Source organism: Effusibacillus sp. SKA8 (assembly GCF_058273125.1).
In genome coordinates this window covers 147,086-162,721 of the sequence record NZ_JBZCSF010000004.1, presented here as the reverse complement: position 1 = coordinate 162,721, position 15,636 = coordinate 147,086, and the positions used below count along the sequence as shown (strand labels likewise).

15 protein-coding genes and 1 tRNA gene are annotated in these 15,636 nt (G+C 53.7%); 2 read left to right on the top strand and 14 right to left on the bottom strand.

The annotated features are described in order from the left end of the window. Positions 1-53: 53 nt before the first annotated feature. Positions 54-455 (bottom strand): FixH family protein, encoded by a 402-nt coding sequence (locus AC4ED1_RS05530; protein ID WP_490936499.1) that lies wholly within the window; start codon positions 453-455, stop codon positions 54-56. A gap of 488 nt (positions 456-943) precedes the next feature. Between AC4ED1_RS05530 and AC4ED1_RS05525 the strand changes: the two genes are divergently transcribed. Together AC4ED1_RS05525 and AC4ED1_RS05520 are read left to right on the top strand one after the other, a co-directional pair. Next, positions 944-1,711 carry an ABC transporter ATP-binding protein gene (locus tag AC4ED1_RS05525; RefSeq protein ID WP_490936497.1) on the top strand — a complete coding sequence of 256 codons (768 nt, stop codon included), beginning with the start codon at positions 944-946 and terminating at the stop codon, positions 1,709-1,711. After that, a complete protein-coding gene (locus AC4ED1_RS05520) occupies positions 1,701-2,492 on the top strand; it encodes an ABC transporter permease (protein ID WP_490936495.1) in 792 nt (263 codons plus the stop codon). Before AC4ED1_RS05525 ends, AC4ED1_RS05520 begins: the two co-directional genes overlap by 11 nt. A 44-nt stretch (positions 2,493-2,536) precedes the next feature. Here the strand turns inward: AC4ED1_RS05520 and yihA are convergent, their stop codons facing one another. The 13 genes from yihA to AC4ED1_RS05455 all read right to left on the bottom strand — a co-directional run bounded on the left by yihA (position 2,537) and on the right by AC4ED1_RS05455 (position 15,631). Beyond that, complete coding sequence (yihA, locus tag AC4ED1_RS05515; protein WP_490936493.1) at positions 2,537-3,178, bottom strand: ribosome biogenesis GTP-binding protein YihA/YsxC; 642 nt, start codon at positions 3,176-3,178, stop codon at positions 2,537-2,539. Beyond that, positions 3,175-5,499, bottom strand: coding sequence for an endopeptidase La (lon, locus tag AC4ED1_RS05510; RefSeq protein WP_490936491.1), 2,325 nt, complete (start codon positions 5,497-5,499; stop codon positions 3,175-3,177). Before lon ends, yihA begins: the two co-directional genes overlap by 4 nt. 208 nt (positions 5,500-5,707) lie before the next feature. Next, positions 5,708-7,414: an ATP-dependent protease LonB gene (gene lonB / locus AC4ED1_RS05505; protein WP_490936489.1), complete on the bottom strand. Its 1,707-nt coding sequence runs from the start codon at positions 7,412-7,414 to the stop codon at positions 5,708-5,710. A gap of 110 nt (positions 7,415-7,524) precedes the next feature. Further along, entirely contained in the window at positions 7,525-8,796 is a 1,272-nt protein-coding gene (gene clpX, locus AC4ED1_RS05500) for an ATP-dependent protease ATP-binding subunit ClpX (RefSeq protein WP_490936487.1), read from the bottom strand. Positions 8,797-8,808: 12 nt separating this feature from the next. After that, positions 8,809-9,399 carry an ATP-dependent Clp endopeptidase proteolytic subunit ClpP gene (gene clpP, locus AC4ED1_RS05495; RefSeq protein WP_490936485.1) on the bottom strand — a complete coding sequence of 197 codons (591 nt, stop codon included), beginning with the start codon at positions 9,397-9,399 and terminating at the stop codon, positions 8,809-8,811. Positions 9,400-9,488: 89 nt separating this feature from the next. After that, on the bottom strand, positions 9,489-10,781 hold the full coding sequence (gene tig / locus AC4ED1_RS05490; RefSeq protein WP_490936483.1) for a trigger factor: 1,293 nt from the start codon (positions 10,779-10,781) through the stop codon (positions 9,489-9,491). A 345-nt stretch (positions 10,782-11,126) separates the two neighbouring features. Then, a tRNA-Arg gene (locus AC4ED1_RS05485) sits at positions 11,127-11,203 on the bottom strand. A gap of 171 nt (positions 11,204-11,374) precedes the next feature. Further along, positions 11,375-11,902 (bottom strand): metallophosphoesterase, encoded by a 528-nt coding sequence (locus AC4ED1_RS05480; protein ID WP_490936481.1) that lies wholly within the window; start codon positions 11,900-11,902, stop codon positions 11,375-11,377. After that, positions 11,899-12,489, bottom strand: a complete 591-nt coding sequence (locus AC4ED1_RS05475) for an XTP/dITP diphosphatase (RefSeq protein ID WP_490936479.1) — start codon at positions 12,487-12,489, stop codon at positions 11,899-11,901. Before AC4ED1_RS05475 ends, AC4ED1_RS05480 begins: the two co-directional genes overlap by 4 nt. 24 nt (positions 12,490-12,513) lie before the next feature. After that, positions 12,514-13,302: a ribonuclease PH gene (gene rph, locus AC4ED1_RS05470; protein WP_490936478.1), complete on the bottom strand. Its 789-nt coding sequence runs from the start codon at positions 13,300-13,302 to the stop codon at positions 12,514-12,516. A gap of 123 nt (positions 13,303-13,425) precedes the next feature. Then, positions 13,426-14,427 (bottom strand): GerMN domain-containing protein, encoded by a 1,002-nt coding sequence (locus tag AC4ED1_RS05465; RefSeq protein ID WP_490936476.1) that lies wholly within the window; start codon positions 14,425-14,427, stop codon positions 13,426-13,428. A gap of 67 nt (positions 14,428-14,494) precedes the next feature. Next, positions 14,495-15,307 carry a glutamate racemase gene (gene racE, locus AC4ED1_RS05460; RefSeq protein WP_490936474.1) on the bottom strand — a complete coding sequence of 271 codons (813 nt, stop codon included), beginning with the start codon at positions 15,305-15,307 and terminating at the stop codon, positions 14,495-14,497. 96 nt (positions 15,308-15,403) lie between these two features. Next, positions 15,404-15,631: a helix-turn-helix domain-containing protein gene (locus AC4ED1_RS05455; RefSeq protein WP_490936472.1), complete on the bottom strand. Its 228-nt coding sequence runs from the start codon at positions 15,629-15,631 to the stop codon at positions 15,404-15,406. Positions 15,632-15,636 lie beyond the last annotated feature (5 nt).

Below are 15,636 nucleotides of genomic sequence, written 5' to 3'. Positions count from 1 at the left end.
AAACCACACTTCATCATACAGGAAGCGTGGGGGAAAATCAATTTTTACGCCCATTACGGCTTGACCTGAAAATCGACCGTCGGCATTTGGTGAATCTCGCTTGTGGTCGTGTGCAGGGTGACATGATACGTTCCCGCCTCGGCAAACGTCTTGTTGACCTTATAAGCCCCTTTGCCGTCCGGTGCCGCTTTGACCGTTTCATGTTTCGTTTCGCCCTCGCGCCACATCTCCATCTCGACGACCGCGTCCTGCACCGGTTGATTGGCCCTGGAGACGCGGGCGATCAACTGCGCTTTTGTACCAGCACGAATCTCGGACGGATTTGTCGCAAAATCGATCGTCAGCTTCTGCGGAAGAACGGACCCCTGCGGAGGGGTGCGATCGGCCCCGCAAGCGGACAATGCCAGTGTGGAAATCAAAACGGACAATCGGATCAATGGTTGCTGAAGTTTCATTTTTGCCGCTGCATTCCTTTTATTTTTTGTAGTATTCGTTTCGCTTGAAGCGTTCGCTAAAATATTGTACCAAATTTGTTCCGTACAATAAACCTTTGCGAATGCGCTTTTGTCTGCGGGAACAGCGCGAAAAAAAGGATACTACCCATCGTAAAGGCTGCGGCCGGTAGGGAACGGGATTCCGCTACATCGGGAACTAGCAGGGCTGATGAAGATTAAAAGCAAGTCGGCTAATTTGCGTGTCGTATACAGGTCGGTGGACGAGTGGAGTGAAGAATGTATACCCTTTTTAATGTTCCGCAAGAACAATCCGCCTTAACACCGACAGAAAACCGCACACAAAAAAAGGACCTTCTCGCGAAGGCCCAAAAAAGGAGAGGAGAAATATGGGTTTCACTGGTATCCTCTCCCGTTCGACGCCGTTTTATACACCCTTTTCCGGGCTTTTTCATATTCTGTATGAGCCCATCAAACAGGAGGGAAACGCGATGACGGCAGCGATCGCTTTTGACAATGTCACAAAGAAATACTTGTCTTTGTCGGGCGAAACCGTCGCGGTCGAAGAATTTACCTGCGCCATCGGGGAAGGCGAGTTTGCCGGAATCGTCGGACCCAGCGGCTGCGGCAAAAGCACCTTGCTGTCGATGCTCGCCGGGCTTTTTTCCCCCACCTCGGGAGAGGTGCGGTTGTTCGGCGAACCGGTCACGGAACCGTCTCCGGCGATCGGATACATGCTGCAACAGGATTACCTGCTCCCGTGGCGCACCATTCTTGACAACGTGTGCATCGGATTGGAAATCCGCAGGCAGAAAGAGGACAAACGAATCGAATACGCCAAAAGCTTGCTGTACGAAATGGGGCTGGCGGGCACCGAGAAAAAATACCCCCACCAACTGTCAGGAGGCATGCGGCAACGGGCGGCGCTCGTCCGCACGCTGGCCGTGGGCCCCAAGCTCCTGCTGCTGGACGAACCGTTCTCCGCATTGGATTACCAGATCAAACTGCAGTTGGAGGATTTGATCTCGCGGACGCTCCAAAAGCACAAAATCACTTCCGTACTGGTCACCCACGACCTGGGGGAAGCGATTGCAATGTGCGACCGTGTGCTGGTCTTGACGGGACGTCCCGGCCGCTTGAAAAGCGTTGTCGACGTGCCGCCCGAAATCCGCGCCCTGTCGCCGCTGGAAGCGCGTGAACATCCGGAATTTCACCAGCTTTTCCGCCGGTTGTGGGGGGACTTGCAAAATGAAGAATGAACATGCGGAATATCTGAAACAACATCGGTTGCTGAAGCTCAAGGTGTCAGCCGCCCAGTGGGGCCTGCTCGCCGCATTGCTTGCCCTATGGGAAATCGCCGCCCGCCAGAATTGGATCAACCCGTTCATTTTTTCCTACCCGTCAAAAGTGTGGAGCCTGTTCCTGCAGATGAGCAGGGACGGCAGCCTTTTGCACCATTCCTGGATTACCGTGTCGGAAACGATCGCCGGGTTTTTGATCGGAACGTTCACCGGAACGCTGATCGCGATTTTGATCTGGTGGTCGCCCTTTCTCGGCAGGGTTCTCGACCCGTATATCGTGGTGTTCAACTCGATGCCGAAAGTGGCGCTGGGCCCTATTTTTATCGTGGCGTTCGGGCAGGGCTACCTGTCGATCGTGATGATGGCGCTGGCAATCTCCGTCGTCATCACGACAATTGTCGTATACACCGCTTTTCAGGAAGTCGACGTCAACATGATCAAAATGGTGCAAACCTTCGGCGCGACAAGGCGGCAAGTCTTTCAAAAAGTGATTTTTCCGGCGGCCCGTCCCGCCATTCTTTCCACGTTAAAAGTCAATGTCGGGTTGTCTTGGGTCGGAGTGATCGTCGGCGAGTTTCTTGTCGCCAAATCGGGGCTCGGCTACCTGATGATTTACGGCTTCCAGGTGTTCAACCTGACCCTTGTGATGATGAGCCTACTGCTCGTGTCGATTCTCGCCACGCTCATGTACCAGGCTGTCGCCATCGTTGAAAAACGCTGGCAGACTTACAAGGAGTAAAGTGATTTTTTCAAAATCTTGATTTTGCTGTTCTCCAAACGGGATCAATGATCCGCACGGTGTTTTGTTGCCGCACCGGCTTCCCCTTCGGAGTCCGCATCCGTTTGCAGATACGGTTCCAGCAAACTCCACAGTTCCTCTTTTCCAAGTCCCGTCTCGGACGAGAACAGCACCACCGGAACGTCCTTCGGAACCCGCAGCGCTTCACGGATGATTTTCTGATGCTTCGGCCAGTTCCCCCGCGAAACCTTGTCGGCTTTTGTCATGACGACAATGCGGGGGATTCCAAAATGTTCGAGCCAGTCGAACATGATGACATCCTCTTTGGTCGGCGGGTGCCGGAGGTCCACCAGCTGCAGTACGACTTTCAGTTGCTCCCGTGTGGACAAATACTGTTCGATAAACTTGCCCCATTGTTCCTTCAACGCTTTCGGAACCTGCGCAAACCCGTAGCCCGGCAGGTCGACAAAGTAAAACCGCTTATTGATATGGTAAAAATTTAACGTTTGCGTTTTCCCCGGTTTTGATGACGTTCGCGCCAGATTTTTGCGGTTGATCATTCGGTTGATCAGGGATGACTTGCCGACATTGGAACGGCCGGCCAAAGCGACCTCCGGCTGGTTGCCTTCCGGATATTGCTTCGGCCCGACGGCCGATATGACAAACTCGGACGAATGCACATTCATGCCCGCACCAACGCCTCTTTCAGCACCTGATCCAGATGTTCGACCAGCACGATTTTCAATTCCTTGCGGACGCTTTCCGGGATTTCGTCGAGGTCCTTGCCGTTCTCCTTCGGCAACAGCACTTTCTTGATCCCCGCGCGATGGGCGGACAAACACTTCTCTTTGACGCCCCCGATCGGCAGCACACGGCCGCGTAGCGTGATTTCACCGGTCATCGCCACTTCCCTCGACACCGGTATCCCCGTCAAGGCGGAGACCAGCGCGGTTGCCATCGAAATGCCGGCGGAGGGCCCGTCCTTCGGGATGGCACCTTCCGGCACATGAATGTGAATGTCGTTTTTCTCGTGAAAATCGGCCGGAATCTTCAGTTCTTCCGCCCGCGACCGGATATAGCTGAACGCGGCCTGCGCGCTCTCTTTCATCACATCGCCAAGCTGCCCGGTCAGCAACAGCTTGCCCTTGCCGGGCGCGATCGCGACTTCGATCGACAAAGTGTCGCCGCCCGTTTCCGTCCAGGCAAGCCCGGTGACCACTCCGACCTGGTCTTCCTGTTCCGCGATCCCGAAACGGAATTTGGGCGCTCCCAGATATTTGTCAAGATTGCGGGGCGAAATGATCACCCGCTTTTTCTCGCCGGCTACGATCCGCTTGGCAGCCTTGCGGCAGAGCGACCCGATCTGTCGCTCCAGGTTGCGGACTCCCGATTCGCGGGTATATTCGCGAATCACCTTCTGAATCGTCTCGTCCGACAGACCCAATTTTTCCTTGGTTAATCCGTGCGCCTCCAACTGTTTCGGCAGCAAGTGGTTCTTTACGATGTAAAGTTTCTCGAGTTCCGTGTAGCCCGGAATGTGGATCATTTCCATCCGGTCGAGCAAGGGGCGTGGAATATTGTGCGCCACGTTGGCGGTGCAAATGAACATCACTTTTGACAAATCGTAAGGAATCTCAATGTAATGATCGCTGAACATGTGGTTCTGTTCCGGGTCCAGCACTTCCAGCATGGCGGAAGCGGGATCGCCGCGGAAATCGTGCGCCATCTTGTCGATTTCATCCAGCAAAAACACGGGATTGACCGTTCCCGCCGTTTTCATTCCCTGAATGATCCGCCCCGGCAAAGCTCCGATATAAGTTCGCCGGTGACCGCGGATCTCCGCTTCGTCCCGCACGCCCCCAAGAGAGACGCGGACGAATTTGCGGTTGAGCGAATTGGCGATGGATCTGGCCAGCGACGTTTTTCCGACTCCCGGCGGTCCCACCAGGCAGAGAATCGGCCCCCGCAATTTTTTGACGAGTTTTTGGACGGCAAGATATTCCAAAATCCGCTCTTTCACTTTCTCAAGACCGTAATGCTCGTCGTTGAGGATTTTTTCGGCTTTCACAATGTCGATGTCGTCCGTCGTTTCCTCCGTCCACGGCAACGACAAAACCCAATCGATATACGTGCGGACCACCGACCCTTCCGCGGAAGTGGGAGGCATCTTCTCCAGGCGGTCAATTTCTTTTTCCACCTTCTCCAGCACCGCTTGCGGCAAAGTCAGCTTTGCGAGCTTTTCCCGGAGTTCGTCCGCCTCCGCCTGCCGGCCTTCCTTTTCGCCGAGTTCTTTTTGAATCGCCTTCATTTGTTCCCGCAAATAATACTCTTTTTGCGTTTTCTCCATCTGTTTGCGGACGCGTTGATGAATCCTGCGTTCCAATTCCATGACCTCGCGTTCGTCCGACAGGATCCGCAACAAAGTCTCCAGGCGCGTCTTGACATCGATCGCTTCAAGAATCGCCTGTTTGTCTTTGAGCTTGAGAGTCAGATGGGAAGCGATGGCATCGGCCAGGCGCCCTGGTTCCTCAATGTCGGTGACAACGGCAATCGTTTCCTGGCTGACTTTTTTGGAGAGCTTTATGTACTGCTCAAACTGCTGCAAAACGGCACGCATCAGCGCTTCCACTTCCGGATCGGTGTCCTGATGCTCGTCAATCTCATAAACCTCGACTTCGTAATGGTCGTCGGTTTCCGTGTATTCCAGGACTTTGGCGCGTGACAAACCCTCGACCAGCACCCGGATCGTGCCGTTGGGCAGCTTCAGCATCTGCTTGACCCGGGCGACCGTTCCCATCCGGAAAATGTCGTCCGGTTCCGGGTCGTCGATGTTGGTTTCCGTCTGCGAAGCCAGCACGATCAGATTATCGTGAACCATCGCCTTTTCCAAGGCACGGACCGATTTTTCACGGCCAACGTCAAGGTGAAGCACCATAGTGGGATATACCAGCAGCCCGCGGAGCGGCAACAGCGGCAAATTTCGTCTTGAAGTGGGACTGGTCGTCATTGGACTCACCTCCACAGGTTCGTGCAAATCGAAGATCAAAAGTTATGAAAATCATTGTACCTTATTTTTCTTCAAGATTGCAATGAGCGGAAGCAACCAAAAAAGCAGGGAGCGACCTCCCTGCATTCCCCTTTTGAGCCTGCCGATTTCCAAGAAAGCGGACTGGTTCCGAAACAGGTTCCTTGCCTGCGAGGCAATCCGGAAGTCTTCAACTGGGCTGCCGGACTGACTGAACCGAGGGCGATGCGGCCAGGATGCCGGCGGCAGGAGTGACAACCGGAACCGGCTCCGCGCTTTCCTGTGCAGTCAAAGCCAGCTTGATGGCCTGCTCGATGCGGTCAACCGGTATCACCTGAATGCCCACAAACGAGCGGAAAATTCCCTGCCAGTTGTCCCGCGGAATCAAAACCCGGGTCGCACCCGCTTCGCGTGCGGCCTCCACTTTGGCAACAACCCCGCCGACTGGCTTCACATAGCCCCTGATGGATACTTCTCCCGTCATGGCGATGCAGTTGTCCACCGGAATCCCTTTGATGGCCGAATAGATTGCGGTGGCCATCGTAATTCCGGCCGAAGGGCCGTCAATCGGCGTCCCGCCCGGAAAATTCACATGAATGTCATAGTCAAACGGATTCACTTCCATCGTTCTTTGCAGCGCAGTCATCACATTCTCAATCGACCCCCGCGCCATGCTTTTCCGTTTCATGACCCGTTGACCGCCGCCCATCTCTTCCTCTTCCACCACACCGGTGATGGTAAGGCGCCCTTTTCCCGGTTCCTTCGCCGCTTGCGCCGTGACTTCCACCTCCAACAGCATCCCCATATTCGGACCGTAAACGGCAAGGCCGTTGACAAATCCGACCTGCGGTTGGGAAGGCACCCGTTTTTCGGGGCGCGGTGAGATCTGCGAAGAATGGATGACCCATTCGACATCTTCGGTTATGATCGAGTTGCGATTTTCCGACAATGCGATGCCGGCTGAAATTTGCACCACATTGACCGCTTCCCGACCGTTGGTCGCATAGCGCTTAATGACATCAACAGCCGTCTCTTCAATCGGGAACCGGATCTTTTGGGCGGCTTTGCGAACGATGGTGCCAATCTCTTCCGGCGTCAAAGCGCGGAAAAAAATTTCCACACAGCGGGACCGGATGGCCGGCGGTATCTCATGCGGGGTACGGGTGGTGGCACCTACCAGACGAAAATCGGCCGGCAGCCCATTTTGGAAAATATCGTGAATGTGAGTCGGAATGTTTGTGTCCTCGGAACTGTAATAGGCGCTTTCCAAAAAAACCTTCCGGTCCTCCAGCACTTTCAACAGTTTGTTCATCTGAATCGGATGAAGCTCCCCAATCTCGTCGACGAAAAGCATTCCGCCATGCGCTTTCGTCACCGCTCCCGCCTTGGGCTGGGGGATTCCCGCCATTCCCATCGCGCCGGCCCCCTGGTAGATCGGATCATGGACGGAACCGATCAGCGGGTCGGCAATTCCCCGTTCGTCAAACCTGGCAGTTGTTGCGTCCAATTCCACAAACTTCGATTCGCTGGTGAACGGCGACAAGGGATTCTTCTTTGCCTCTTCCAGGATTACACGAGCGGCTGCCGTTTTGCCCACTCCGGGCGGTCCGTAGATGATAACATGCTGCGGATTCGGCCCGCAGAGCGCGGCCCGCAAGGCACGCAGGCCTTCTTGTTGACCGACGATATCGGCAAGCGAGGCCGGACGGGTTTTTTCCGCCAGCGGCTCGGTTAAGGAGATGGCACGTAATTTGCGGAGTCTCTCCAGTTCTTTTTTCGACTCCCGTTCCACCGCGGAGCGATTGTTCTGCTGTGATTTCAGCAAATTCCAAAAATAAAGTCCGATCACCACCGCAAAAAAGACCTGGATCAGACTTACAATCGTCATCACGTTCATTCCAACTCCCCCCTTTGTCCGAAAGATTCTGGGAACTAGTATGCCCAACGCAGGTAAAAATAAACGAAGGCAGGAGAGATCAGGCGCTCCTGCCTTCAAATCGCTTCAGGTTATGCGGTTTCTTCCTTTTTCTTTTTCTTGCGGTTTTCCGATGTGACAATCACCGGCGGTTCCTTTTGGACAACCGTTTCCCGGGTGACCACGACTTTGGTGATATCTGCCCGGGACGGCACGTCGTACATCACATCCAGCATGATGTTCTCGATAATGGCACGCAGCCCGCGTGCACCCGTGTTGCGCTTGATCGCCTCCTTGGCGATTTCCTGCAGCGCTTCTTCCGTAAACTCCAGATGGATGTCGTCCATTTCCATCAACTTCTGATATTGCTTCACCAATGCATTCTTTGGCTGGGTAAGGATCTGAACCAGCGCTTGCTCATCGAGCGCTTCCAGTGTGGTGATTACCGGAAGACGACCGACAAATTCCGGAATCAAACCGAATTTCAGCAAATCTTCCGGTAAAACCTTGGACAGATATGTCCCCGTTTTTTGTTCGTCGGCAAGTCTCTCCTCGGCGGTTGAAAAACCGATGACCTTTTTGCCCAGACGCCGTTTGATGATCTGCTCCATACCGTCGAACGCCCCGCCGCAGATGAAGAGGATGTTGCTCGTGTCGATTTGGATAAATTCCTGATGCGGATGTTTGCGCCCGCCTTGCGGAGGAACGCTCGCCACGGTTCCTTCCAGGATCTTTAACAAGGCTTGTTGTACACCCTCGCCCGACACATCGCGGGTGATCGACGGATTTTCAGACTTCCGGGCGATTTTGTCGATTTCGTCGATGTAGATGATGCCTTTTTCCGCTTTTTCCACGTCATAGTCAGCCGCCTGAATCAGCTTGAGCAGGATGTTCTCAACATCCTCTCCGACATACCCGGCTTCCGTAAGCGATGTGGCATCGGCGATGGCAAACGGCACATTCAGAATGCGGGCCAGAGTTTGCGCCAATAGGGTTTTCCCGCTGCCTGTCGGGCCGATCAGCAGAATGTTGCTTTTTGACAACTCGACATCATCCGTGTTCTTCTGGTTGGTATTGATCCGCTTGTAGTGATTGTAAACGGCCACCGCCAGCGATTTTTTCGCCATTTCCTGGCCAATCACGTATTGGTCAAGGATTTCCCGAATCTCATGCGGTTTCGGAACATCCTTCAGCTCAAATTCCTGCTCTTCGCCAAGTTCCTCCTCGACGATTTCGTTGCAAAGCTCGATGCACTCGTCGCAGATGTAGACGCCGGGTCCGGCTACCAGCTTGCGAACCTGGTCTTGTGTCTTGCCGCAAAAAGAACACTTCAATTGGCCTTTTTCATCGTTAAATTTGAACAATCTCTTCACCCCTTATTTCGAGTCTGCCCGGGCAATCACCGCGTCAATCAATCCGTATTCTTTCGCTTGCTCGGCGGTCATGAAGTTGTCGCGATCCGTATCCCGCTCGATTTTTTCGATCGGTTGCCCGGTGCGTTCCGCATAAATACGGTTGATCTTTGTTTTGGTCCTGAGAATCCAATCAGCGTGAATCTTGATGTCCGTCGCTTGCCCGCGGACTCCACCGAGCGGCTGGTGGATCATGATCTCACTGTTTGGCAGCGCATACCGTTTGCCTTTTGCGCCCGCCATCAGCAGAAACGATCCCATCGAAGCGGCCATGCCGACGCAAATCGTCGAGACGTCCGGCTTTATAAACTGCATTGTATCATAAATCGCCATTCCAGCCGTAATCGAACCGCCGGGGCTGTTTATGTACAGATGGATGTCTTTTTCCGGGTCTTCCGCCGCCAAAAACAACAATTGCGCGACGGCCAGATTGGCCACCATATCGTCAATCGGAGTACCGATGAACACAATTCGATCCTTCAACAGGCGGGAGTAAATGTCGTAAGCGCGTTCTCCTCTGCTGGTCTGCTCGATCACCATGGGAACCAAATTCATATGCGAACCTCCTACCGCGGCAAAGTGGAAAAACAAGGCACTTTAAAAAAGTGCCTTGTTCAAATTCTTATTCTCTATATTACACAATATTACGATACTTTGCTATTCTCAACAAGCAAAGAAATCGTTTTGCGCATGACGATATCGCTGCGCAGAACCGTCAGATCCGCGTCGCGCGATTCCAAAATCCCCTTCACCTGATGGAAGTCCATCCGCGCCGAGTCTGCAATTTTGGCGATCTCTTCGTGAATGTCGTCCTCCGTGGCTTCCACTTTTTCCACCTTGCCGATCTCTTCCAACACAAGCCGGGTACGAACCCGCTTTTCGGCGTTGTCCTTCATCTTCGAACGCAGCTTCTCTTCGGAAGAACCCGTGATCTGAAGATACGCGTCATACGGAATTCCCTGCATCTGCAACCGTCGTTTGAAATCTTCAAGCATCGCGTCAACTTCGTTGTCGATCATGACTTCAGGCAGATCAATGGTCGCATTGGCGACCGCCTGGTCGATCACTCGTTCTTCGATATAATTTTTTTCTTCGTTTTCCGCCCTTGCCTTCAGTTTGTTCTCAATGTCGGCTTTCAATTCGTTTAATGTGTCGAATTCGGAAATGTCCTTCGCAAATTCATCGTCAAGAGCCGGCAGTTGCTTGCGCTTGATTTCGTGCAGGTGGATTTTAAACACAGCCGGTTTGCCGGCCAGCGTCGGAACGTGATAGTGATCCGGGAAGGTTACGCTGATTTCCTTGTCTTCGCCTTTTTTCATGCCGATCAGTTGTTCCTCAAAACCCGGAATGAAGGTTCCGGAGCCAATTTCAAGCTGGTATTTTTCCGCTTCCCCGCCTTCGAACGCTTCTCCGTCGACAAAGCCTTTGAAATCGAGAATCACGAGATCCCCGTTTTCGACGGCACCGTCCTCAAGCACCACGATTTCCGCGTGGGATTTTTGCAGATTTTCCAACTCTTTTTGGACGTCTTCGGCAGTTACCGTGAACTCTTTCTTCTCAACTGCCAAGCCTTTGTAATCGCCAAGCTGCACTTCCGGTTTCACAGTTACGGTCGCTTTAAAAATAAGCGGTTTTCCCTTTTCGATCTGCACAATGTCGATTTCCGGGCGGGAAACGGGCTCGATCTCCGCTTCCTTCACCGCCTGCATGTATGCTTCCGGCAGCAGGATGTCCAACGCGTCCTCGTACAATACGGCGATTCCGAAACGTTGTTCAAAGATTGGACGCGGAACTTTCCCCTTGCGGAAACCCGGGACATTTACCCGCTTTACGACTTTTTTAAACGCTTTGTCGATCGCTTCGTCGACTTTGGCGCTGTCCACTTCCACTTCAAGCACTCCGACATTTTTTGCTGTTTTCTCCCATTTGGCAGACATTCCGCTTTTTCCTCCTTACAAATCCCAACACCTATATGTATGGCGTATAATTTGCTGAAAACAACCATTTCATTATAGCATAACTAACCGGGCTTTCAAAGTAGTTGAACCGTCAGAGTTGAACCGTCAGAAGAGCCGGAAATAAGCAGTCGAAAGGGACACCCAAACGCAAAAAGAGCGGCCGCAACCGCTCCGGGCAATCATTTCGCAAAAGCTTTTCTGTTGGACAAAGCTGAGATTTTCCGGTATCTGTTCATATTCCGGTATCTGTTCATTAGGTTCGGACAAAGCCGAGGATCTTTTCGCCGCTTTGACGGACCTTTGTCTGGTTGACGGGCCTTTGTCTGGCGTGCCTGGCAGGATTCGAACCTGCGACCGTTCGCTTAGAAGGCGAATGCTCTATCCAGCTGAGCTACAGGCACACGATCCGGAGCCCTGGAACAACCGAATAAACGTGGGTGTGACACAAAAATAAGCGTGCACACGGAACAAAACCAGTATATGAAAATCCGTCCCCTGCCGTCAAGAGGAAAAAGGAACAGAGGAGAAAGGAACCGGGAAAAGGAAAAAAACCGCAAAGCGAACAGAGAATGTCACCCCTTGAAAGTATGCTCAAACCGGAACCCGGACAACGCCTCTCCACCGACGCCATACAAAGCGATGCGAACCTTCCGGCCGGCAGAAAGAGGAACCACTTCCAAAATTCCGTACGAAGGAACGGAAACCGTACCGCGGGGGTAGGACAAGCTTCCGGGGTTCAAAAAAATCGTCCCTCCCTCTTCGGCGATGACAGGTACATGCGAATGACCGAATACGACGAGATCCGCGTTTGTTTCTTTTGCCCTGTAACTTAGGGGAAGCAACGTTTGTTTCACCTTGTACAAATGGCCGTGTGTCAAAAACAGCCGGATTCCCGATACGTCAAAAATCTCCTCAGCCGGCGCCGAATTGCAGGGATCACAGTTGCCGCTGACGGTTTTGACCGGTACGCCTTGCCGAAACAGCACATCTTCCGCATGGTCGCCCGCATGGATCAACAGTTCGATATCCGAATGCCGGGCCAGCACCGCATCGATCCGATCCGTCCGTCCGTGACTGTCGCTGATGACGCAAATTTTCACGGGCGATCACCCGCCGACAAAATTTCGATCAGAGAACGGATCGCGTTCGCCCGGTGACTGATCTGGTTTTTTTCTTCCACCGACAGCTCACCGAAGGTTCTTTGCAGTTTGGAAACAAAAAACAACGGATCGTATCCGAATCCCCCTTCCCCCCTAGGTTCATCAAGGATCACGCCTGCGCATTCGCCCCGCACCGTGAGAGTCGGTTGGTTGGGAGCCGCCAACGCCAGCACGCAGACGAACCTGGCGGATCGCTTTTCGGCAGGCACGCCGCTCAAGGCTGTAAGCAGCTTCCGGTTATTGTCGGAATCAGTCGCATGCTCGCCGGCATATCTGGCGGAAAACACGCCGGGTGCACCGTTCAGCGCATCCACTTCCAGGCCGGAATCGTCGGCTAAAACCGGTGTCTGCAAAAATTTTGCGACCGTTTCAGCCTTTTTCCGGGCATTCTCTTCAAAAGTAAGCCCGTCTTCGATAACCTCCGGAGCGGAAGCGGGCAATCCCTCGACGATCCAATCCAGACCGGACAAAGCCTCCGCGAACTCGCGGACTTTCCCCTGATTGCGCGTGGCCAGCACCACTTTCATGTTCTCTCTCCCCCACGATAAAACTTAACGATCCGTCACCTTCAACCTCGTCCCGGCGTCCGCCTGTTCCCGATCCTTCGGGCCGATCAGGGACGCAATGTCACCCAAGGCTTCTTTTTGTTTGCCGATCAACCGATCGATGCCCTGTTTGGCCAGCGACAACATGCTTTGCAGCTCATCCGGTGAGAACGGCGTCTCTTCCCCGGTTCCCTGCACTTCCACATACTCGCCGCTGCCGGTCATCACCACGTTCATGTCCACCTTGGCGACCGAATCTTCCATGTAACTTAAATCCAGCACCGGAGTGCCGTTGACAACGCCGACGCTGACAGCGGCCAGATAGTCGGTCAACGGGATGCGTTCCAAAGCCCCTTTTTCCGTGAGGTCGTGCAAAGCGTCAGCCATCGCGACGAACGCTCCCGTAATCGACGCGGTGCGCGTCCCGCCATCCGCCTGGATCACGTCGCAATCCAGCCAGATCGTCCGCTCGCCAAGATTCGGCAAATCGACCACCGACCGCAGCGCCCGGCCGATCAGACGCTGGATCTCCATCGTCCGGCCGCTGACCTTCCCTTTGGTTGATTCGCGCTGATTGCGCGTCGGTGTCGCTCTCGGCAACATGGAATATTCGGCGGTAATCCATCCCTGTCCGCTCCCCCGCAAGAATGGCGGAACTTTATCCTCAATCGTGGCGGTGCAAATCACTTTGGTGTCGCCAACGGAAATCAGGACAGACCCTTCCGCATGCTTGACGTAATGCCGTTCGATTGTTACGTTTCTCGCTTGGTTCGCTTCGCGTCCGTCCGGTCTCATAAAATACCTCCGCCAACTGAATCTGCAATCAATAGTATCATACCCTTTCTAAAAAAATCCATTGTTGCCCGAAAAAAAGCCGGCGAACAATGTTGTCCGCACGGCGTAAAAAACCCGGTTGCCTCACAGTTGCTTCTCGTTGATGGCCTGCGGGCGAACCACCGGTTTGCTGAGATCCATGCCCGTAACGGCGGGAGGTTGCCCTTTTACGGTGATTTTCACTTTTTGCGCAGAAGTGTTCTCCAAAACCGACAACACAATCGCATTGAACAGCTTCTTCTGTTCCGTGCTGCCGCCTTCAGCCAGCAGGTTGTCGAAATCAAGCGTCACCGTATCCCCGTTTACGCTTCCGTTCAGCAATTTGGTTGCCGGGGAAACCGTCGGATTCAAACCGGGAGTCATGGGGCCTGAGATCAATTGGGCAATCGTCGTTTTCACGGGATCCTCATTCGTTTTTCCGATAATCCGGGTAACCGGCACCAAATAACTGAAATTGCCCGCCGCATTGCTGCGCTGGAAATACAGGGTGACTTTTGTCGTCTCGGCCGGGTTGATGTTCGGCGCAACCTGCAGATTAATACCGTTCGCGCGGGTCAGCGGATAACCGATCGGGGTCCCACTGGCAGGCAAAGCGGACATGACGTGACCGTTCACTTTGATTTGGACTTGCTTGACATTGGGAAACTCCGTGAGAGTCCAAACGACGGCGTCCACCAATTGCTGCTCCGCTTTCGGCACGTTGATTTTGAGAACCTCGCCGCTGAAATCGACGATCGCCGTATTCTCCTTGATGTTCACCGACATTTTGGTCCCTTCCGGAATGACGGAATGAAGCCCCGTGCCGTTCAGGAAACCTTTGGCTTTATCCGGCGCCAAATAGGAAAGCGCCTGGTTAGCAACCGCTTCCACTTTTGGAATCGGCACCCGCAACGGCACGACAAACCCTTTTTCATCCGCAAAATACAAGTTTGTCGAGATCGTTTCCGTTTTCTTGTCAAAAGCCTGATTGGCGCCGGGAGGCGGTTCATCGATCGGACTCGAGGTCTTCGTCAACAGACCGCACCCTGCCGTTCCCGCCAAACTTAAAATCAATACACCGGCCAACACTTTTTTCTGATGGCGCATCCCACGTCCTCCTCAACCGCTTATTCTATTTCTATGTATACGGAGAGGCGGACGAAGTATGCTTGTTTTAGACGGACAATTCCTTCAGGACAAGAGACTCGACGGATACCGGCTGTCCGAGCCAGCGTTCGGCGATCTCGGAAAAATGCCCGGTGTCCCCCGTCGTGAAAAAGCGGTGAACCGGCTCCGGGTTGTCATGATTCAACAGGTTGCCCTCCGCTAAAATCAGCGACGCTTCCCTGGCGGTTTCTTCGGCGGACGAGATCAATCGGACGCCGCCCCCCGTCACTTTTTGAATCACCGGTTCCAAAATCGGATAATGCGTACACCCGAGAATCAGGACATCGATCATTTCCCTTTGCAGCGGAGCCAGATACTCGGCCACTGTCCGCTCCGCCTCGGGCGAAGCGGGATCCCCTTCCTCCACGATCCTGACAAACGGCGGACACGCCTGGCTGACCACCTGCAAACGCGGATTGATCCTGTGGATCTCCCGTGCGTAGGCTCCCGTGTGCACGGTGACCTCCGTGCCGATCACCCCGATTCTCCCAGTGCGGGTGGCAGAGATGGCGGCCCGGCTGCCGGGCGTGATCACACCCAGTACGGGGATCGGGTAGCGTTCCCGGGCGGCGGACAGGCTGGCCGCCGTCGCCGTATTGCAGGCGATGACAATCATCTTCACGCCGAGCCTCATTAGAAAATCCATAATCTCAAAGGCGAATGCCCGCACTTCCCCCGGCGGTCTGCTGCCATACGGACACCGCGCGTTATCCCCCACATAAATGAGGTCTTCCTGCGGCAGTTGCCGAAACATTTCCTTAACGACCGTCAGTCCCCCGACCCCCGAATCAAAAAGACCTATCGGTTGTCTGCTTGCCATCTGGTCTCCCCTCTTTTCTTCGACTCTTAGCCCATTATAGCACGAAAAGTAAAATACCCTACTTTTCACAAGTAGGGCAAGCCAGGCAAAAATTTTTTAAATCTGGATTTCCCCGAGCCGCACCAATTCCACGACGGCTTGGGACCGTCCTTTTACGTTAAGTTTTTTCATAACGTTGCTGATATGGTTACGGACGGTCTTTTCACTTATAAAGAGAACTTCTGCAATCTCCTTTGTCGTCTTGTCTTGTACCAACAACTCAAACACTTCACGCTCGCGATTGGTGAGAAGAGATTTGCCCCGTAAGTCCTTTCCCGCAGACACCTTCC